Origin of the sequence: Pseudomonas sp. PDM27 (assembly GCF_019219205.1) — a bacterium.
In the GTDB taxonomy this organism is placed as follows: domain Bacteria; phylum Pseudomonadota; class Gammaproteobacteria; order Pseudomonadales; family Pseudomonadaceae; genus Aquipseudomonas; species Aquipseudomonas laurylsulfatiphila.
This window is the reverse complement of record NZ_JAHUWF010000009.1, coordinates 132,401-152,006: the sequence shown is the minus strand read 5'-3', so window position 1 is coordinate 152,006 and position 19,606 is coordinate 132,401. Positions and strand designations below refer to the sequence as shown.

At 62.1% G+C, this 19,606-nt stretch carries 17 protein-coding genes; 11 read left to right on the top strand and 6 right to left on the bottom strand.

What is annotated here, in order from left to right; translation table 11 throughout:
* Positions 1-9 precede the first annotated feature (9 nt).
* Entirely contained in the window at positions 10-2,526 is a 2,517-nt protein-coding gene (gene hrpB, locus KW838_RS19265) for an ATP-dependent helicase HrpB (protein ID WP_218502586.1), read from the top strand.
* Positions 2,527-2,616: 90 nt separating this feature from the next.
* Here hrpB and KW838_RS19260 read toward each other — a convergent pair whose 3' ends face one another.
* Complete coding sequence (locus KW838_RS19260; protein WP_102700951.1) at positions 2,617-3,546, bottom strand: LysR substrate-binding domain-containing protein; 930 nt, start codon at positions 3,544-3,546, stop codon at positions 2,617-2,619.
* Positions 3,547-3,772: 226 nt separating this feature from the next.
* On the opposite strand from KW838_RS19260, the gene KW838_RS19255 reads away from it, so the two are divergent.
* The 5 genes from KW838_RS19255 (at position 3,773) to KW838_RS19235 (ending at position 9,650) form a co-directional block, all read left to right on the top strand.
* Complete coding sequence (locus KW838_RS19255) at positions 3,773-5,263, top strand: aldehyde dehydrogenase (RefSeq protein WP_218502584.1); 1,491 nt, start codon at positions 3,773-3,775, stop codon at positions 5,261-5,263.
* 21 nt (positions 5,264-5,284) lie between these two features.
* Positions 5,285-6,655, top strand: a complete 1,371-nt coding sequence (locus KW838_RS19250) for an aspartate aminotransferase family protein (RefSeq protein WP_015096948.1) — start codon at positions 5,285-5,287, stop codon at positions 6,653-6,655.
* A 375-nt stretch (positions 6,656-7,030) separates the two neighbouring features.
* Positions 7,031-8,017: an ABC transporter substrate-binding protein gene (locus KW838_RS19245; protein ID WP_102700954.1), complete on the top strand. Its 987-nt coding sequence runs from the start codon at positions 7,031-7,033 to the stop codon at positions 8,015-8,017.
* Positions 8,018-8,025: 8 nt separating this feature from the next.
* Positions 8,026-8,829, top strand: coding sequence for an ABC transporter permease (locus KW838_RS19240; RefSeq protein ID WP_007975817.1), 804 nt, complete (start codon positions 8,026-8,028; stop codon positions 8,827-8,829).
* Complete coding sequence (locus tag KW838_RS19235) at positions 8,817-9,650, top strand: ABC transporter ATP-binding protein (protein WP_218502582.1); 834 nt, start codon at positions 8,817-8,819, stop codon at positions 9,648-9,650. The genes KW838_RS19240 and KW838_RS19235 overlap by 13 nt, the downstream gene beginning before the upstream one ends.
* A gap of 144 nt (positions 9,651-9,794) precedes the next feature.
* On the opposite strand, the gene KW838_RS19230 is transcribed toward KW838_RS19235, so the two are convergent.
* On the bottom strand, positions 9,795-10,874 hold the full coding sequence (locus tag KW838_RS19230; RefSeq protein ID WP_102700956.1) for an endonuclease/exonuclease/phosphatase family protein: 1,080 nt from the start codon (positions 10,872-10,874) through the stop codon (positions 9,795-9,797).
* 66 nt (positions 10,875-10,940) lie between these two features.
* Positions 10,941-11,615 carry a YciC family protein gene (locus tag KW838_RS19225; RefSeq protein WP_218502579.1) on the bottom strand — a complete coding sequence of 225 codons (675 nt, stop codon included), beginning with the start codon at positions 11,613-11,615 and terminating at the stop codon, positions 10,941-10,943.
* 178 nt (positions 11,616-11,793) lie between these two features.
* Between KW838_RS19225 and KW838_RS19220 the strand changes: the two genes are divergently transcribed.
* The 3 genes from KW838_RS19220 (at position 11,794) to KW838_RS19210 (ending at position 13,876) form a co-directional block, all read left to right on the top strand.
* Positions 11,794-12,570, top strand: coding sequence for a DUF2076 domain-containing protein (locus tag KW838_RS19220; RefSeq protein WP_218502577.1), 777 nt, complete (start codon positions 11,794-11,796; stop codon positions 12,568-12,570).
* Positions 12,571-12,768: 198 nt separating this feature from the next.
* Positions 12,769-13,248: an NYN domain-containing protein gene (locus KW838_RS19215; protein ID WP_015096943.1), complete on the top strand. Its 480-nt coding sequence runs from the start codon at positions 12,769-12,771 to the stop codon at positions 13,246-13,248.
* Positions 13,249-13,270: 22 nt separating this feature from the next.
* Positions 13,271-13,876 carry a PolC-type DNA polymerase III gene (locus KW838_RS19210; protein WP_007975805.1) on the top strand — a complete coding sequence of 202 codons (606 nt, stop codon included), beginning with the start codon at positions 13,271-13,273 and terminating at the stop codon, positions 13,874-13,876.
* 120 nt (positions 13,877-13,996) lie between these two features.
* Here KW838_RS19210 and KW838_RS19205 read toward each other — a convergent pair whose 3' ends face one another.
* Positions 13,997-14,452 carry an Lrp/AsnC family transcriptional regulator gene (locus tag KW838_RS19205; RefSeq protein ID WP_007994028.1) on the bottom strand — a complete coding sequence of 152 codons (456 nt, stop codon included), beginning with the start codon at positions 14,450-14,452 and terminating at the stop codon, positions 13,997-13,999.
* Between the two features lie 165 nt (positions 14,453-14,617).
* Here KW838_RS19205 and yedA point away from each other — a divergent pair, with 165 nt between their 5' ends.
* Both yedA and KW838_RS19195 read left to right on the top strand, forming a co-directional pair.
* A complete protein-coding gene (gene yedA / locus KW838_RS19200; RefSeq protein WP_218502574.1) occupies positions 14,618-15,550 on the top strand; it encodes a drug/metabolite exporter YedA in 933 nt (310 codons plus the stop codon).
* 78 nt (positions 15,551-15,628) lie between these two features.
* Entirely contained in the window at positions 15,629-16,969 is a 1,341-nt protein-coding gene (locus KW838_RS19195; protein WP_015096940.1) for a DEAD/DEAH box helicase, read from the top strand.
* A 131-nt stretch (positions 16,970-17,100) separates the two neighbouring features.
* On the opposite strand, the gene KW838_RS19190 is transcribed toward KW838_RS19195, so the two are convergent.
* Positions 17,101-18,342: a TIGR03862 family flavoprotein gene (locus tag KW838_RS19190; protein ID WP_218502572.1), complete on the bottom strand. Its 1,242-nt coding sequence runs from the start codon at positions 18,340-18,342 to the stop codon at positions 17,101-17,103.
* A gap of 280 nt (positions 18,343-18,622) precedes the next feature.
* Positions 18,623-19,543 carry a histone deacetylase gene (locus KW838_RS19185; RefSeq protein WP_218502569.1) on the bottom strand — a complete coding sequence of 307 codons (921 nt, stop codon included), beginning with the start codon at positions 19,541-19,543 and terminating at the stop codon, positions 18,623-18,625.
* Positions 19,544-19,606: the final 63 nt, after the last annotated feature.

Below are 19,606 nucleotides of genomic sequence, written 5' to 3'. Positions count from 1 at the left end.
GGAGCCAGCATGATTTCTTTGCCGATCGATGAAGTTTTACCCGCCCTGCGTGAAGCCCTCGCTACACGCCACGAAGCCGTGCTCGAAGCACCGCCCGGTGCCGGTAAAACCACCCGCGTACCCTTGGCCTTGCTCAACGAGCCGTGGCTCGCCGGGCAGACCATCCTGATGCTCGAACCCCGCCGCTTGGCCGCACGCGCAGCGGCGGAGCGGCTGGCCAGTGAGCTGGGGGAAAAGGTCGGCGAAACCGTGGGCTATCGCATTCGACTCGACAGCAAGGTCGGCCCCAATACCCGAATCGAAGTGGTCACCGAAGGCATCCTCACCCGGCGCCTGCAGGATGACCCGGCGCTGGAAGGCGTGGGCCTGCTGATCTTCGACGAATTCCACGAGCGCAGCCTCGATGCTGACCTGGCCTTGGCCCTGAGCCTCAATGGCCGCGAACTGTTCCGTGACGATCAGCCGCTGAAAATCCTCTTGATGTCCGCCACGCTTGAAGGCGAACGTCTGGCCGGGTTGCTCGACGACGCGCCGATCCTGCGCAGCGAAGGGCGCATGTACCCGGTGGCGATGCGCTGGGGTCGGCCGTTCCAGGCCGGTGAATTCATCGAGCCGCGCCTGGTGCAGACCATCCTCGAAGCCTTGAACGACGAGACCGGCAGCGTGCTGGTGTTTCTGCCGGGGCAAGCGGAAATCCGCCGCGTGCATCAGCAATTGGCCGATGCCTTGGGTGACAACCCACAGGTTCTGCTGTGTCCGTTGCACGGTGAACTGGACCTGACGGCGCAACGGGCGGCGATCGATCCGGCGCCGCCGGGCAAGCGCAAAGTGGTGCTGGCCACCAACATCGCCGAAACCAGTTTGACCATTGACGGCGTGCGCGTGGTGATCGATGCCGGGCTGGCGCGGGTGCCGCGTTTCGACCCGGGCAGCGGCATGACCCGTCTCGACACCCAGCGCATTTCCAAGGCCAGTGCGACCCAGCGCGCGGGCCGGGCCGGGCGTCTGGAGCCCGGTGTTTGTTATCGCCTGTGGTCCCAGGACCAGCACGAGCAACTGGCGGCTTATGGCAGCGCGGAAATCCTCTCGGCGGACCTTGCCGGGCTGGCCCTGCAATTGGCGCGCTGGGGTGTGGCACCCGGACAACTGGTGTGGCTTGACGTGCCACCGGCCGCCGCTTTTGCACAGGCTCAGGATCTGCTCGAACGCCTGGGCGCACTGGACGGCGAAGCGCTGACCCGTCACGGCCAGGCCATGGCCGAACTGCCGGCCCATCCGCGTATCGCGCATTTGCTGTTGCGCGGCCAGGCGCTGGGACTGGCGGATATGGCTTGCGACGTCGCCGCACTGCTCGGCGAGCGCGATATCTTGCGTGGCGGCGGGGCGGACTTGCACAGTCGCCTGGTATTGCTGTCTGGCGAAGAACGCGCCGCACGTGGCGCGCAGGGTGGCGTGCAACGCGCACGGCAACTGGCGCGGCAATACCGTGGTTACTTGCGCGGCAAAGCCTCGGAGCCGGTCAGCGATCCTGATCACCCGCGCTGGCTCGGTGCATTGCTGGCGTTGGCCTATCCCGACCGCGTCGCCCAACAACGGCGCGCCGGTGGTGCGGAATATCGCTTGGCCAACGGACGTGCCGCGCTGTTCGCCGAGGCCGACAGCCTGATGAAGCAACCGTGGCTGGTGATCGCCGATCTAGGCAGTCGTCAGGGGCAGCGTGAGGAGCGGATTTATCTGGCGACGGACTTCGACCCGGCGCTGTTCGACTCAGTGTTGGCCGAGCAGGTTCGCTGTGTCGATCAACTGGATTGGGACGAGCGCGAAGGCGTGCTGCGGGCCGAGCGTCAGCGCAAGGTTGGCGAATTGATCCTCAGCCGTGAGCCGCTGACAGGCCTCGACGAAACTGCCCGCAGCCAGGCACTGGTGAACCTGGTGCGACGCAAAGGCCTGGAGCTGTTGCCGTGGACCCCGGAACTGCGTCAGTGGCAGGCGCGGGTCGCGTTGTTGCGGCAACTGGACCTCGCCGGCAAGGGCGAGAGCGAGTGGCCGGATGTCAGCGATGCAGCGTTGCTCAAAAGCCTGGAACACTGGCTGATGCCGTATCTGGGCAAAGTCTCGCGGCTCAGTCACTTCGCCAATCTGGACCTGTCGAGCATCGTCCACAACCTGCTCCCGTGGCCGTTGCCGCAGCGGCTGGACGAGTTGGCGCCGCATCATTTGAGTGTGCCGTCGGGCTCATCGATTCGCCTGGACTACAGCGAACAGCCGCCGATTCTGGCGGTGCGGCTGCAGGAGTTGTTCGGCCTGGCCGAAACCCCGCGCATCGCCGGAGGGCGGCAAGTGGTCAAGCTGCATCTGTTGTCCCCGGCGCGGCGGCCGGTGCAGGTGACGCAGGACCTGGCGAACTTCTGGCGCAGCACCTACGCCGAAGTGAAGAAGGATCTGAAGGGACGTTATCCCAAGCATTACTGGCCGGATGATCCGCTGGTGGCCGAAGCGACTGCGCGGATCAAGCCGAGGAAGTAATCGCATCGCGATTACGTAGGAGCTGCCGCAGGCTGCGATCTTTTGATTTTGATTTTTTCAAGAGCAAAAGATCGCAGCCTGCGGCAGCTCCTACAGAGGGCGGTGTGATCGTTCGGATTTCGCAGTGAGTTGTTCGCGGCAATAGTCGGCAAACAACTGCGCCGGTTTGGTCAGTTGCCCGCGCTTGAGCCAGGCCGCCACCAGTCCTGAGCCAGTGACGTCTTCGGCGATGTCGACGCACACCACTTTCTGCCCGTCGTAGGTGCACTCCGAATGCGGCTTGGTCACCAGGATCGAGAAGCCGAATCCTTGTCCGACCATGCCCCGCACCATCTCGATCGATGGCGAGCTGAAGGCAATGCGCGGGGTCAGGTCCAGCTCTTCGAACAGGCTGACGAAATAGGTCCGGCTCGGCTGCACGTCCAAAAGAATCATCGGCTCCAGGCACAGGTCCCGCAGTGAGACTTGTGCCTGCTGGGCAAAACGGTGATCGGCCGGCAGCAGCGCGTAAGGCCGTTGCGCCGGCATCAAGGGTTCGGTTGCAATGGTGCCGTCGAGATCGTGCTCATAGAGGATCGCCAGATCGAAGGCGCCGGAGGTCAGGCCCTGCACCAGTTCTTGCTGCTCGCCGTCGCGGATGCGGATTTCCACCCCCGGGTACAACGCCGAAAACCCGGCGATCAATTGCGGCAGGTACAGCGGCGCGACGGTTTCGAAGCAGCCGATATCGATCTGCCCGGACACCACATCGTTGTCGGCCAGGGCGTTCTGCTCGAACTCCTTGGCCATGCGCAGCAGTTCCTGGGCCTTGCGGTAGAAGCGTGCACCGCTGGGCGTCAATGACACGCCCTGGGCGTGATGGCGAATCAGCAATTGCACACCGAAGCTGTCTTCCAGCCCTTTGATGGCCGTGGAGATCGACGGCTGGGCGATGTACAGCTTGCGCGAGGCCTCGGCGACGCTGCCGCACTCGACGGTGGTGATGAAGTATTTCAGTTGACGCAGATTGTAGGCAGCCACAGCAAACCTCGGGGGAGAACGAATCAGGCATCCAGGCAATTTGCGCGCCACCCCTATCCGCTCGGGTAGCGATTTGTTGTGGTTGAACAATAACCACATGCTGCGCCAGAAGGGAGATTGGCTACGTAGTTTTTTCTTGGCCTGCGAACACATTTTTACTGGTTTTCCACCGCTCGGGCCTGAGCGACTATCCAATACACAAGAATGTCCTCTGGAGCATCCGAACGTGTTCGAGCTTGAGTATTGGCAACGCAAAGCCGCTTCCCTGCGGTTTCCCGACCGGGCCGTGATCGATGGCCAGCGCCGAGCGGCGCAATCGGGGCAGACTTTCGCCGCGATCAACCCCGCCACCGGGCAATGCCTGGCCAATGTCGCAGCCTGTGGCGAGGAAGATGTGAACGCGGCGGTGCGCAATGCGCGGCAAGTGTTTGAAGCCGGCACCTGGTCGGCACGTTCGCCGACTGAACGTAAACAAGTGCTGTTGCGCCTGGCCGACTTGATCCTCGAAAACCGTGAAGAACTGGCCCTGCTCGATTCGCTGAACATGGGCAAGCCCGTCACGGACGCCTACAACATCGATGTACCGGGTGCCGCCGGGGTGTTCCGCTGGTACGCCGAGAGCCTCGACAAACTCTACGATCAGGTCGCACCGAGTGCGCAGAACGTGCTGGCGACCATCACCCGCGAAGCCCTCGGCGTGGTGGCTGCCGTGGTGCCGTGGAATTTTCCGCTGGACATGGCTGCGTGGAAACTCGCCCCGGCCCTGGCCGCTGGCAACTCGGTGATTCTCAAGCCGGCCGAGCAGTCACCGTTTTCGGCCTTGCGTCTGGCGGAGCTGGCGCTTGAAGCCGGTGTGCCTGCGGGTGTGTTGAACGTACTGCCGGGCCTGGGCGAGCAAACCGGCAAGGCCCTCGGCCTGCACCAAGACGTCGATTGCCTGGTGTTCACCGGCTCCACCGAAGTCGGCAAATATTTCATGCAGTACTCGGCACAATCGAACCTGAAACAGGTGTGGCTGGAGTGCGGCGGCAAGAGCGCCAACCTGGTGTTCGCCGATTGTCAGGACCTGGATCTGGCTGCCGAAAAAGCCGCGTTCGGCATCTTTTTCAATCAGGGCGAAGTCTGCTCGGCCAACTCGCGGTTGCTGGTGCAGCGCTCGATTCATGACGCGTTCGTCGAACGCCTCAAGGCCCAGGCCGAACGCTGGTTGCCGGGCGATCCGCTGGACCCGTCGAGCGCCGCCGGTGCCATCGTCGACAGCCGTCAGACCGCGCACATCATGAAGTTCATCCAGCAGGCCGAGCAGCAAGGTGCGACCAGGATCTGTGGCGGTCGACAGTCGATCTTCAACGGCTCCGACAACTTCATCCAGCCGACGATCTTTACCGGCGTGACGCCAGACATGCCGCTGTTTCGCGACGAAGTATTCGGCCCGGTTCTGGCTGTCACGGCGTTCGACGACGAGGCCCATGCATTGCAATTGGCCAACGACAGCGTCTACGGTCTGGCGGCTTCGCTGTGGACCGATGACCTCAACCGCGCCCACCGCGTGGCGCGACAATTGCGAGCGGGCACGGTGTCGGTCAACAGCGTCGATGCACTGGACGTGACCGTACCTTTTGGCGGCGGCAAGCAGTCCGGTTTCGGCCGCGACCTGTCCCTGCATTCATTCGATAAATACACCCAGTTGAAGACCACCTGGTTTCAATTGCGCTGATAACAAAACGGAGAACAGGCGATGACCACACCACGTGAAACCCGCGACTACCAGGCCGCCGACGCTGCGCACCACATCCATGCGTTCGTCGATCAGAAAGCCCTCAACGACGAGGGACCACGGGTGATGGTCCGTGGCGAGCGCCTGCACCTGTGGGACAACGATGGCCGCCGTTACCTCGACGGCATGTCCGGGCTGTGGTGCACCAACCTCGGTTACGGGCGCAAGGACCTGGCGGCCGCGGCGAGCCAGCAGTTGGAACAGCTGCCGTACTACAACATGTTTTTCCACACCACCCACCCGCAGGTGATCGAGCTGTCCGAGCTGCTGTTCAGCCTGCTGCCGGGTCACTACAGCCACGCGATCTACACCAACTCCGGCTCCGAGGCCAACGAGGTGTTGATCCGCACGGTGCGGCGTTACTGGCAGGTGCTCGGCAAGCCCGAGAAGAAAATCATGATCGGGCGCTGGAACGGTTACCACGGTTCGACCCTGGCCGCGACGGCACTGGGCGGCATGAAGTTCATGCACGAAATGGGCGGCATGATTCCGGACATCGAGCACATCGACGAGCCGTACTTCTTCGCTCACGAAGGCAACCTGACGCCGGCGGAATTCGGTCTGCGCGCGGCCCGGCAACTGGAAGCGAAGATTCTCGAACTGGGTGCGGACAAGGTCGCAGGCTTCATCGCCGAGCCGTTCCAGGGTGCCGGCGGGATGATCTTCCCGCCGGAAAGCTACTGGCCGGAAATCCAGCGCATCTGCCGCAAATACGATGTGCTGCTGTGCGCCGATGAGGTTATCGGTGGCTTTGGTCGTACCGGCGAATGGTTCGCCCACGAGTACTTCGGTTTCGAACCGGACACCCTGTCCATCGCCAAGGGCCTGACCTCGGGTTACATCCCCATGGGCGGCCTGATCCTGTCGAAGAAAATGGCCTCGGTGCTGGTGGAGCAGGGCGGTGTGTTTGCCCACGGCCTGACCTATTCCGGGCACCCGGTGGCGGCGGCGGTAGCGATTGCCAACCTCAAGGCCCTGCGCGATGAAGGCGTGGTGACGCGGGTCAAGGACGACATCGGCCCGTACCTGCAACAGTGCCTGCGCGAGGTGTTCGGCAAGCACCCGTTGGTGGGCGATATCCAGGGCACCGGCATGGTCGCGGCGCTGCAACTGGCCGAAGATAAATCCACTCGCAAGCGCTTCGCCAATGAGAACGACATCGCCTGGCGTTGCCGTACGATTGGTTTCGAGGAGGGGGTGATCATTCGCTCGACCTTGGGCCGGATGATCATGGCGCCGGCGTTGATTGCCAGCCGTGAAGAGATTGACGAACTGATCGCCAAGACCTTGAAAGCGGTGGATCGAACGGCGCAGGAATACGGCCGGCTCTGATCGTGTAGCGTTCTCTCGGACCTCTTCGCGAGCAAGCCCGCTCCCACATTGGATTTGTGTCTGACACGGATCCCCTGTGGGAGCGGGCTTGCTCGCGAATGCTATGGCCCATTCAACATAATTTCAGCACCTTGCACCCACCTCGGGCATCCCCGCCCACAACGCCCTTTTGCAGTGCGCGCTAGCGAGTTTTTTCATCGTTCGCATCCACATATTTCCTCATTTTCCTAATCCCGCCCTTGGGCCAACATCGATCTCGCCAGCCCGCCGAATGCTGCCCGCCGAAGGGGCCCTCAGAGACCACAGGTTGCAGCTCATTCAGGGCTCGCCGTACTGCCCATGACAAAACTAAATCAACAGCTTTGGGAGTGCTCCATGATCAAGTCCTTGCTTACGCGCGTTGTCCATCCACTGGCGGTCACCGCCATCGCCGCGACGGTCGCTACCAGCGCCCAGGCCGGCACCCTGTCCATCGGCCATACCACCTGGGTCGGCTACGGCACCCTGTACCTGGCCCAGGACCTGGGCTACTTCAAGGAAAACGGTTTGACCGTCGAATTGCCGGTGGTCGAAGAAGCGGCGATGTACATGGCCGCACAAGCGTCCGGCGAGTTGTCCGGCTCGGCGTCGACCATCGACGAGGTGCTCAAGTACCGTCCGCAATTCTGCTTCAAGGCCGTGGCCGCGCTGGACGACAGCCATGGTGGTGACGGCGTGCTGGTGGGCAAGGACGTCAAGAGTCTGCAAGAGCTCAAAGGCAAGGCCGTTGCGGTCAACGAAGGTTCGACCTCGCAGTTCTGGTTGTCGTATCTGCTGAAAAAGAACGGCATGAAAATGAGCGACATCACCGTGCAGAACATGACGGCCGACGATGCCGCCACCGCGTTCATCGCCGGTCGCGTACCCGCTGCCGTGACCTGGGAGCCGCACCTGTCGATGGTGCGCGACAAGCAGCAGGGCAAGGTACTGATCGACAGCAGCAGCACGCCGGGCGTGATCGTCGACGTGGTGGCGCTGAACTGCAGCGTCATCGAGAAACAGCCGGAAGACGTCAAGGCACTGGTGGCCGGTTTGTACAAAGCCGTGCAGTACACCAAGGATCATCCGCAGGAAGCCTACAAAATCATGGCCAAGGGTGTCGGCGGTTACCTGGCCGATCCGAAGGAAATGGAAGCGGCCGCCCAGGGCGTGCGCTTCTACGATCAGGCCATGAGCGAAAAGCTGCTGGGTTCGCCGGGCAAGCCGGGTGACAGCGCACCGCTGATCAAACTGGCCAACGAGACCGCCAGCGAGCTGCAAGGCAAACCCTACAACGTCAGCAATGACGACCTGATCGACAACCGCTTCGTCACCCCGCTCTAGGAGGCTGCATGTTCAAGCGCAATTCGTGGCTGAGCCGCTGCATCACGCCCAAGACCGGTTTGCCGGTCTCGGTGATCTGGAGCGCGAGCGGCCTGGCCTGGGTGCTGTTGGTCGGCCTGTGGGCCGGGTTGTCCTACGGCGGTGTGGTGCCGGGCATGTTCCTGCCGACCCCGGGCGCGGTGGTCGAGGCCGCCGTGCGCCTCGGTCGCGACGGCACCCTCGGCCAGCACGTGTGGGCCAGCGTTGAAGTGGTGATGGTCGGTTTCATTGTCTCGTCCCTGGTGGCGGTGCCGCTGGGGCTGTTGATGGGCAGCTTCCGCATCGTCCAGGCGTTCCTGGAGCCGATGGTCAACTTCATTCGCTACCTGCCGGTGACTTCGTTCGTACCGCTGTTCATCCTGTGGATCGGCATCGGTCTGGAGCAGCGGGTCTCGGTGATCATTTTCGGCGTGTTCTTCCAGCAACTGGTGATGATCGCGGACGTGTCCAAAGGCATCTCCAAGGACCTGATCAACGCCTCCTATACCCTCGGCTCGAACCGTCGTGATGCGGTGCTACACGTGATCGCTCCAGCTTCGCTACCCGGCGTGCTCGATACCCTGCGCGTCACCATGGGCTGGGCCTGGACTTACCTGGTGGTGGCTGAACTGGTCGCCGCCTCCAGTGGCCTGGGTTACCTGAGCCTCAAGGCCATGCGCGGCTTCCAGGTGGATGTGATTTTCCTCGCCATCGCGATCATCGGCCTGCTGGGCCTGGTCACCGATCAACTGTTCCGTTTCCTTCGTCTGAGGATTACCGCATGGGCTCAGTAACCGCCGCCACTCATCGTTTTGTCGCCCCTCAGGCTGCCCCGGTGAACGCGCCTCGGCTGCAGGTGGACAAGGTCAGCCTGCGTTACAAGAAGCCGGATGGCGGGACCTTTACCGCGTTGGAAGAAGTGTCGTTCGAGGTCCCGGACCAGCAGTTCGCCGTACTGGTAGGCCCTTCGGGCTGCGGCAAGTCGAGCCTGCTGTACCTCACCGCCGGCCTGGCCGAACCTACGTCGGGGGCGATCTACGTCGGCGGCCAACAGGTGGAGGGCCCCGGCGCGGATCGCGGCATGGTGTTCCAGAGCTACACGCTGTTCCCGTGGCTGACCGTGCGGCAGAACGTCGAATTCGGCCTCAAGCGGCGCGGCATGCCGGCGGCGCAGCGCAAGGATATTGTCGACTACTACGTCAATGAAGTGGGCCTGAGCGGCTTTGCCGACAACTACGCCAAGCAGCTGTCCGGCGGGATGATGCAGCGCGTCGCCATCGCCCGCGCGCTGGCCAACGACCCGCAGATCCTGCTGATGGACGAACCCTTCGGCGCCCTCGACAGCCAGACGCGCCTGCAAATGCAGCAGTTGTTGCTGCGGGTTTGGGGCAACAGCAAGAAGACCGTGTTGTTCGTGACCCACGACATCGACGAGGCGATTCTGCTCGGCGACCGGGTCTATGTCATGGGCGCCAGGCCGGGGCGGATCAAGCAGATCCTCGATGTGCCGATCGATCGTCCGCGTAACCTGGACATGGTCATGGAGCGCTCGTTCATCGAGATGAAGCGCGAGATCTTCGGGCTGCTGCATGATGATCTGGAAGAGGTGCATTAAGCCTGATTCCAGCCCATGCACCATCCCTGTGGGAGCGAGCTTGCTCGCGATAGCGATTTGTCATTCAACAATGATGTCGACTGACACGACGCCATCGCGAGCAAGCTCGCTCCCACAGGTTTTGCATCTGACTTGAATGAGGGGCTAGGGTGTTGCGGGTAGAAGGAACCGCGCAATCACCGGCAAGTGATCGGAGATACGCAACGTATCGTCCTGCCGCACCATGGCCTCCACCCGTTTGATCCGCGGACTGTAGAACAGGTAGTCGACGGTCCGGTCCGGGCCGTTCAGCCCGGGGTCGTTCGGGTAGTGGGTCAGCCAGCGCTCGCGGTCGATCCCGCTGGCTTCGTTGTTGGTCGGGATCATCGGGTATTTGTCCCACAGCAGGTGCAACGGGCTGTCGGCGGAGTAGGGTGCGCGTTGTGCATCGGACAGGCGTCGATATTGACCCAGCGGCAACAGGTTGAAATCCCCGCCGATCAACCACGGTGTGCCACGGCTTTCGAGTTTATCGAGGGTCCTGGCCACGGCGTTCACCTGGTTTTGCAAGGTGTTGTCGGCATGTGTCGCACGTTCCAGATGGGTATTGAGCACCGCCATCTGCCCACCGTCACTCAACGGCAAGTAGCTCACCAGCAAGGCGTTTCTGGGGTTGAATTGGCGGCTGAGCGGATTGCCCGAGGCGACGGGCAGTTGCAGGCGTTGGGCATGTTCGATCCGGTAACGGCTCAGGGTTGCCAGTTGCCGGCCGACGCTGCCGAAGATATGCGGGTCCGGTACGAAGTCGGCCTTCCAGTCGAAGGCGCTGACACTGCATGGGTACAAATCGGCGAGCCGTTCCTGCAGCAGTTTGAACTGGTGCTGGTAATCGCTGGTCTTGGCGCCGTCGTCCAGCTCCTGCAACAGCACGACATCCGGTTGTTCGTCGCGAATCACCCGCGCCACTTCGTCGAGGCTGAAGGCCATGTCTTCCGTTGTGGGGCGTTCGTCGGTACCGGCGGCCAGGTCATTCCAGAACACGTAACGCTTGCCGGCCAGGAACTGGACGTTCCAGGTCATCACTTTCAGTGCCTGGCCGGGGACCAGGGTGGGTGCCTGGGGACTGCAACTGACGGGCAACTCTTCTTTGGCGTCGGGGCGCCAGGTCAGGCTGTAGGTCATCACGGCGATCAGGCCGATCACGATCAGCAGGCCCAGCAGGGTGTGGCGCAGTAGACGGGTCATGGCTCGGCTTATTGGCGTTGCAAAATTGTTCCCGAGCATACCCGAGAGCGATGGGCGCGCCTAACGTCAGAGCGAGCTGTCATTGCTCTCAGGTAACGGGTTGATCAGCATGAACAGACGGAACAGCACCACGCTGGTAAACAGCTGCAGGAAACTGTGGGCGCTGTCGATCAGCAGCGAGATCACCGGGTTCTGCGGTTCGGGGTACACCGCCAGGGTCGCCCCCTTGAGCAGCCACAGCGGCCCCATCACACACAGAATGCACAGCAGGATGCGCAGGAAGTGACCTTGGGTCATGCGCAGGCTTTCCTTCATGGCCGCCAGCGGCGCCATGCCGCGCAGCACCAGCAGGTATTCGCCAAACGCCAGGGTCACCATCAGATAGATACCCGGCAGGAAATACAGCGACAGGCCCAGCAGAATCAGCACGGTATTGAGCGCCGTCAGCAGGGCGAAACGCGGCCACAGGCTCGCCGCCATCGCCAGCAGGTCGCGGTTGCGCGGCGACTCGCCCCGGCTGCGAGCATCGAGAAACAGAATCAGCGCGGCGGTGTACAACGGGTACACCAGCAAGCCGACAATCACGCTGATGCCGGGGAAACTGTCCGGCTCGGTGGAGTGGTCGACCACTTGTTGCAGCAACGCCTCCAGGATCACCAGCGGCAGGCACAGCTGCGCGATCTGGCCCAGATTGCGCTTGAAGAAATACAGGGAGTCACGCAGCACATCTAACGGATTCATCGATTGGTATCGCAGGTTGAAAGCAGTGGCCCACTTTAACCGATCAAGTGCCGGGAGACGCAAACGTAAACGTTCAGTAAAGGTCATTGAAACAGTTTGTTTCAGCCTCCATTAAGGTCGGGCACCTTATCCTCATTGGATAAAGGCAACGATTTTCCCGGCAATCTACGAGGTCGCCATGAACAGCGAAGAACAAACCCTGATCGATGGACTGTTTTCCCGGCTGCAACAGGCCGAAACGGACTCAGCCCCGCGCGACGCCCAGGCCGAGGCGCGGATCAAGGAACACCTGACGCGCCAGCCTGCGGCAGGATATTTCATGACCCAGGCGATTCTGGTGCAAGAGGCAGCGATCAAGAGCCTCGATGAGCAGAACCAGCAACTGACCCGGCAAGTCCAGCAATTGCAGGCCGAACTGCAACAGGCCAAGGCCCAGGCGACCCCGGCTCCGGCGTCGGGCAGCGGTGGCTTTTTGTCGAGTATCTTTGGCGGCGCTTCCCGTGATCCACAACCGGCACCGACCCAGAGCTCGACGCCATCGAGCGGTGGCTGGCGTGAACCGGGACGCTCGTCGTTCGGCTCGCAAGCGCCACAGCAGAACTTCGGTGCCCCGCAACAGAATTTTCCACAACAGGGCTATGCCCCGCAGCAGCAAGCACCGGCAGCGGCCGGCAGCAGTTTCCTCGGTGGTGCGCTGAAAACCGCCGCTGGCGTGGCGGGTGGCGTGATGCTGGCACAAGGCATCAGCAGCCTGTTCCATCACAATCAGCAACCGGAAGTCGTCGAAGTGATCAAGGAAGAGCCGGCCCAGGTCAACGACCAGGGCAACAATGGCTGGGGCGATGACCAGCGCATGGCCGGCAATGATTCCTGGAGCAACGATCAGGGCGGCTTCAGCGACGCTGACTACAGCGATGACTCGCTGTTCGGCGGCGACGACGATTCCTTCGTCTGACACCCAGTGGCGAGGGAGCTTGCTCCCGTTGGACTGCGTAGCAGGCCCCCTCGGACTCCAAAGTAACGGGGCTGCTTCGCACCCCAACGGGAGCAAGCTCCCTCGCCACATAGCCGATTATTCGCGGAACAATCCTCTGGGCTGGCATACTGGGCGACCTTTCGGGCCTGGTGCCTGATTCAGCCTTGAGGAAAGCCGGTGAAAAAAATCGCAGTGTTCGCCGATGTCCAGAACCTCTACTACACCGTGCGTCAGGCTTATGGTTGCCACTTCAACTATGCCGCGCTGTGGGCTGACATCAGCCAGCAGGGCGAGATCGTCGAAGCCTACGCCTACGCCATCGACCGTGGCGACAGCAAACAGCAGCAGTTCCAGCAGATCCTGCGCAACCTCGGTTTCACCGTGAAGCTCAAGCCGTACATCCAGCGCAGCGATGGTTCGGCCAAGGGTGACTGGGACGTGGGCATCACGCTCGACATCATGGATGCCGCCGACCATGTCGATGAAATCGTCCTGGCCTCTGGCGATGGCGATTTCGACATGCTGCTCGAGCGGATCATCAGCAAGCATGGCGTGCAAGCCGTGGCCTACGGCGTACCGGGGCTGACCGCCAACTCGCTGATCCGCGCCGCCAGCCGCTACGTGCCGATCGAAGGCGCGTTGCTGCTCAAGAATTGATTTTTACGGAGTTGAACCAGGTTTGGAACGCATCGCAGTCATCGACTTTGAAACCACCGGGATCTCCCCGAGCAGCAGCTGCCGGGCCACGGAAATTGCCGTGGTGATCCTTGAACAGGGGCGCATCGTCGAGCGTTACCAAAGCCTGATGAATGCCGGCGTGCGCGTCCCGGCTTTCATCGAGCAGCTCACCGGCATCAGCAACGCCATGCTGCGCACCGCGCCGTCGGCGGAGCAGGTGATGAACGAAGTGAATGAGTTCGTCGGCACCACACCCTTGCTCGCGCACAACGCCGCGTTCGACCAGAAATTCTGGGACTTCGAACTCGGGCGAATCAAGCGCACCCGCTTGCAGAACTTTGCCTGCTCGCTGCTGTTGGCCCGCCGCCTGATGCCCGCCGCGCCGAACCACAAACTCGGCACCCTCACCACGTTTGCCAACCTGCCGCACACCGGCAAGGCCCACCGGGCCATGGCCGATGCCGAGATGGCGGCCAACCTGACGGCGCACCTGGAGGAAGAGTTGCTGCAGAAGCATGGCCTGCGCGAGCTGTCCCATGACTTGCTGTGCAAGTTGCAGAAGGTGCCGGCGGCGAAGGTGGGTGAACATCTCAAGCGCTATCGCTGATCCCGAATTCACCACAAGTCCCCTGTAGGAGCGAGCCTGCTCGCGACGGGGTGTCAGGTTTCCCGCGTTATCGTTGGCGACCATCGCGAGCAGGCTCGCTCCTACAGGTTCCGCGTTCGATCAAAGCTTGCCATTCCCTTCGATATGCCCCAACGGCACTCGCTTCTCTATCGCACTCGACAACACGATCGACGTCTTGCTGAACCCGAACGTGGCGATCCGGTTGATCAGTTCTTCCAGCTCCGGCATCGAGCCCACCGCGGCTTGCATGATCACGCACGGATCGCCGGTCACCCGATGGCATTCGGTCAATTGCGGGATTTTGATCAGGTCGTCGTAGGCCTTCTGGTTGCCGTGCTGGTTCAGGCGCAGTTCGATCACGCACTGGATCGGCAGGCCGAGCTTGGCCATGTCGACCTTTGCCTGATAGCCGGTGATCACGCCACTGGCTTCGAGCTTGGCCACGCGCTCGGCCACGGCGGGGGCCGACAGATTGACCTTGCGTGCCAGGTCCGCGTAGGACGCGCGACCGTTTTCCAGCAGGGCGCTGAGCAGCATGCGGTCGTATTTGTCCATGGGGCGACTCCTGAAAGTGGTCGACTTTCGAAAACACGGTTTATAGCGCTGAACTCCGTGTTTTGAAAAGTGTACTGGCGCTTTAAACAGGTTTTGTAACTTATTTTCCGTCGCCAGCCTTTCTAGAATAGCCGTTCACTTGTCCTTGCCTGTGAGCTGCCCCCCATGTCCGGCCTTCGTCGCTTTCCCTTACCTTTGATCGCTGCCTTTTTCGCCTTGTACGTGATTTGGGGCTCGACTTACCTGGTGATCCGCATCGGTGTGGAATATTGGCCACCGCTGCTGCTCGCCGGGATCCGCTTCGTCATTGCCGGGACCTTGATGTACGCCTTCCTGCGCTGGCGCGGGGCGCCGGCACCGACCTGGGCACAGTGGAAAGCCGCCGGGGTCATTGGCGTGTTGCTGCTTGCCTGTGGCAATGGCGCAGTCAGTGTCGCCGAGCACACCGGGGTGGCTTCTGGCGTCGCCGCATTGGCGGTGGCGACGGTGCCGCTGTTTACCTTGCTGTGCGGATATTTCTGGGGCGCACGTAATACCCGTCTCGAATGGGCCGGGATTGTGCTCGGGCTGATCGGCATTGCCATGCTCAACCTGGGTTCCAACCTGCAATCGAGTCCATTGGGGGCGGCGTTGCTGATCTTTGCGGCGGCGACCTGGGCGTTCGGCTCTGTTTGGAGCAAACACCTGCCGTTGCCTCAGGGCGCGATGGCCAGCGCTGTGGAAATGCTGGTGGGCGGCGTCGTGTTGCTGTTTGCCAGCGCAGTCAGCGGTGAACACCTGGAAAAGGTGCCGCCCATCGAAGGGTGGGCAGCCCTGGCGTACTTGACCGTGTTCGGCTCGATCATCGCCTTCAACGCCTACATGTACCTGTTGAAACACGTGCGCCCGGCGGCGGCTACCAGTTATGCCTACGTCAATCCTGCGGTGGCGGTGTTGCTGGGGATCGTGTTTGTCGGCGAGACCATCGGCATCGAAGAAGCACTGGCGATGGCGGTGATCATCAGCGCCGTGGTCTTGATTGGCCTGCCGCAGTGGCGTCGCGCGCCAGAGCGGCCGGTGGTGACGTCGGCAGTACCGACAGAATCCCGAGTGAATTAGGGTAAACTGCGCGGCATTGCATCTTGTTTTGCACACTTGTTTTGAACAACCCGCGCTGAATTTTCCTACGGTACTCCCATGACTTTCGCCACCCTTGGCCTGATCGAACCCTTGCTGCGCTCCCTTGAGACGCTCGGCTACCAGACTCCGACGCCGGTTCAGGCGCAAGCCATTCCGGCGGTGCTGGCCGGTCGAGACCTGATGGCCGCCGCCCAGACCGGCACCGGCAAGACGGCCGGTTTCGCCCTGCCGCTGTTGCAACTGCTGGCCATGGAAGGGCCGAAAGTCACCGCCAACTCGGTCCGCGCGTTGATCCTGGTACCGACCCGCGAGCTGGCCGAGCAGGTTCACGAAGCCGTGCGCCAGTACGCCGAAAACCTGCCGCTGCGTACTTACGCGGTGTACGGCGGCGTCAGCATCAACCCGCAAATGATGAAGCTGCGCAGCGGTGTCGATCTGCTGGTGGCAACCCCGGGCCGCTTGCTCGACCTGTTCCGCCAGAACGCGCTGAAGTTCAACCAGCTACAAACCCTGGTGCTGGACGAAGCCGACCGCATGCTCGACCTGGGCTTTTCCGAGGAGCTGGCGAACATTTACCGCGCGCTGCCGAAGAAACGTCAGACACTGCTGTTCTCCGCGACCTTCTCCGATGACATCCGCCTGCTGGCCGGGCAGATGCTCAACGACCCGCTGAGCATTGAAGTCAGCCCGCGCAACGTGGCGGCCAATACGGTCAAGCAATGGATCGTAACGGTGGACAAGAAGCGCAAGCCGGAACTGTTCGTGCACCTGATGCGCAAGGGTAAGTGGAAGCAGGTGCTGGTGTTCGCCAAGACCCGCAACGGCGTGGATGCGCTGGTGGAAAAACTCCAGGGCCTGGGCATCAACGCCGACGGCATCCACGGCGACAAACCCCAGGCGACCCGCCAGCGCGCGCTCGACCGCTTCAAGGCGAGTGAAGTGCAGATTCTGGTCGCTACCGACGTGGCGGCCCGCGGCCTGGACATCGAAGACCTGCCGCTGGTGGTCAACTTCGACTTGCCGATCGTCGCCGAGGATTACATCCACCGCATCGGTCGTACCGGCCGCGCGGGCTCGACCGGCGAGGCGATTTCCCTGGTGTGCGCCGATGAAGTGAATCTGCTGTCGGCCATCGAGATGCTGACCCGCCAGACCTTGAAGCGGCAGAACGAGCCGGACTTCGAACCGGAGCACCGCGTACCGGACACCGATGCCAGCGGTCAGGTCGTCAAGAAGCCGAAGAAACCGAAGAAGCCCAAGGCTTCCGGTGGTGGCGGTGGTAAACGCAATCTTGGCAAGTGGGTGGATAGCGGAGAGGTTGCACCGGCGGAGCCTTCGATCAAACCGGTGCGCAAGGTACCGGTGTTCAATACCGGGCCGCGTAAGCGCAAACCTTAATAATCGCGGCGCCTGTTAATCCGCCATCGCGAGCAAGCTCGCTCCCACAGGATCCATGTCGTACACAAATTATGTGTTCACTGAAGATCAATGTGGGAGCGAGCCTGCTCGCGAAGGGGACGCCTCGGTCTTCAGTCCTCGCGCCGCAACCACTCCACCATCCCCAACCCAGCCGCTCGCCCACTGGCGAAACACGCGGTCAGCAGATAACCGCCTGTCGGCGCTTCCCAATCAAGCATTTCCCCGGCGCAAAACACGCCAGGCATTTGCTTGAGCATCAATCGCTCATCCATCGCCTCGAACAACACACCGCCAGCGCTGCTGATGGCCTCGTCCAGTGGACGGGTTTTCACCAGTGACAGTGGCAATGCCTTGATCGCCTTGGCCAGCAAGGCCATATCGGCAAAGCAATCGGCGCTGGTCAGTTCACGCAGCAGCGCCGCTTTCACCCCATCGATGCCGAGCTGACTGTGCAGATGCTTGGCCATCGAGCGTGAACCTCGTGGTTTGCTCAACGCCGCCAGAACTTTATCCACAGGCCGGCCGGGCAGCAGGTCCAGATGAATCGTCGCCGTACCGTGCTGATTGATCGCTTCGCGAATAGGCGCCGACAGGGCGTAGATCAAACTGCCCTCGATCCCGGTGGCAGTGATCACACATTCGCCGAGCCGGGGCACATCATCATTGAGACCGATGGCGATATTTTTCAGCGGCGCGCCGGCGAATTTGCTGACCATCAATTCGCTCCAGGCCTGCACCTCGAAGCCGCAATTGCTCGGTTGCAACGGCGCCAGTCCTACGCCGTGCTGCTCCAGTGCCAGCATCCAGGCGCCGTCCGAACCCAATCGTGACCAACTGCCGCCACCGAGGGCGAGCAGGGTGGCATTGGCTTGAACGGACTTTTCGCCTTCCGGGCTGTCGATGCGCAAACCGCCATGCTCGTTCCAGCCGAGCCAGCGATGGCGGGTGTGGATAACTACGCCGCTGTCGCGCAGGCGCTTGAGCCAGGCGCGCAGCAGCGGTGCGGCTTTCATGTCGGTGGGGAATACCCGGCCGGAGCTGCCGACGAAGGTCTCGATGCCTAGCCCGTGAATCCACTGGCACAGCGCTTCGGCGCCGAAGCCGCGCAACAGTGGGGCGATTTGCGGGGCGCGTTCGGCGTAGCGCGAGAGAAATGCCGGGTAGGCTTCGGAGTGAGTGATGTTCATGCCGCCGACACCAGCCAGGAGGAATTTTCGTCCAACCGAAGGCATGCCGTCGTACAGGTCGACCTTGATCCCGGCCTGGCTCAACACTTCAGCGGCCATCAAACCGGCAGGACCGCCGCCGATGATGGCGACGCGGGAAGGGGAGGCGGTTGAGGGCTGGGTCATGATGAGAGCTGCGGCCTGGCTGGATAAGCCGCGCATTCTAGCAGCCCGGATCCCTGTGGGAGCGGGCTTGCTCGCGAAAGCGGAGTGTCAGTCGAAATCCATGAATCTGATACACCGCCTTCGCGGGCAAGCCCGCTCCCACAGGGTTCGGTGGTGTTTGTCAGTGCTGGTTAAAAAACAACCACCGTTCTGTACCCTATACGCCGTGTGGGCTGCAGACCCTTTCACTCAGGTTATCCACAGGCAGTTCCACAGGCATTGTGGGTAAAGCATCCACAACTCAGTGACAGCCTGATGACTGCCAGACACGCTGCGCGCTGTGATGGAGGATGCCGTGGCGCCGGGCCAGGGCCTGGCGGTCCTTGCTGTAGCCGCCGCCGATCACCCCGACCAGCGGGATGTCGCGGCCCAGGCAATGGCGCATCACGCTTTCATCGCGGGCGGCGACGCCTTCGTCTGTCAGCTTCAGATAACCCAGGGCGTCGTCCTTATGCACATCGACCCCGGCGTCATACAGCACCAGGTCCGGTTGGTAGAGCGGCAGCAGGTAGTTAAGCGCATCGTCTACTACCTTCAGGTAGTCGGCATCGCCCATGCCGTTGGGCAGCGGAATGTCCCAGTCACTTTCGGCTTTGCGTGCAGGAAAGTTCTTTTCGCAGTGCAGGGAAACGGTTACCGCTTCCGGGGTGTGGTGCAGGATTCGTGCGGTCCCGTCGCCTTGATGCACGTCGCAATCGAAGATCAGCACCCGGTTCACCCGACCACTTTCCAGCAGGTAGTGGCTGATCACCGCCAGGTCATTGAAGATGCAGAACCCGGCCGGGTAGTCGTAGTGCGCATGGTGGGTGCCGCCCGCCAGGTGACAGGCCAGGCCATGCTCCAGCGCCTGCTCGGCCGCCAGCAGCGAGCCGCCGACTGCCCGCACCGTGCGCCGGGCCAGGGCTTCGCTCCAGGGCAGGCCGAGGCGGCGCTGGTCTTCGCGGGACAATTCGCCACTCATGTAGCGTTCGATATACGAAGGGTCATGGGCGAGGGCGAGAATGTCTGCCGGACACAGATCCGGGCGCAGCAGGTCGGCGTCGCGGGTCAGGCCGCTGTCCACCAGGTGATCGCGCAGCAGGCGGAACTTGTCCATGGGGAAGCGGTGATCCGCCGGAAACTCGGGACTGTAGTCTTCGTGATAAATCAGCGGCAGTGGCATGGTCATTTCATGTAGGAATGAGAGAAGGATCCTACCAGCGTTGTAGACTGGCGACATTGTAAT